General features: G+C 34.9%; 1 protein-coding gene. It reads left to right on the top strand.

What is annotated here, in order from left to right; translation table 11 throughout:
• Window positions 1-136 precede the first annotated feature (136 nt).
• The coding region (locus E3E25_RS11540; RefSeq protein ID WP_206204744.1) for a hypothetical protein at window positions 137-387 on the top strand (251 nt) is incomplete at its 3' end.

Genomic DNA, 387 nt, shown 5'->3' with positions numbered 1-387 from the left:
ATTAAAATTTTACAACATCTTAAAAGAGAGCAAATATGCCCCAGATTTCATAATCATTGCTCTTGATGTCGTGGGAGAAAAGAAGATTAACGTCAGTTCACGATCCAAAAGTTTACAAATAAGAAAGACATTCAAGTTGCCAGTTATAGACGTTAAAAGACTAATAGTGGTAGAAACAAAGAGTACCAAGCCCCAAGCCCGCGTGGAATTCTCAACTAGCCAGAAAAAATTCTTAGAGCTCTTTTCTAATCAAGATCTTGCTGAATTTCTTCTCATTTACATCCCAGTTGATGATATGATTCCGTTAAAAAACATCCCAATAATCATGTATCATTTCCTGCCGGGAGAAATTATAGATGTAAATTCATTTCGTCGATATAAAAGGAG

The organism is Thermococcus sp. MAR1, assembly GCF_012027305.1.
Taxonomy (GTDB): Archaea; Methanobacteriota_B; Thermococci; order Thermococcales; family Thermococcaceae; genus Thermococcus.
The sequence above is the reverse complement of the archived record's forward strand: the minus strand, read 5'-3'. Positions and strand labels throughout refer to the sequence as shown.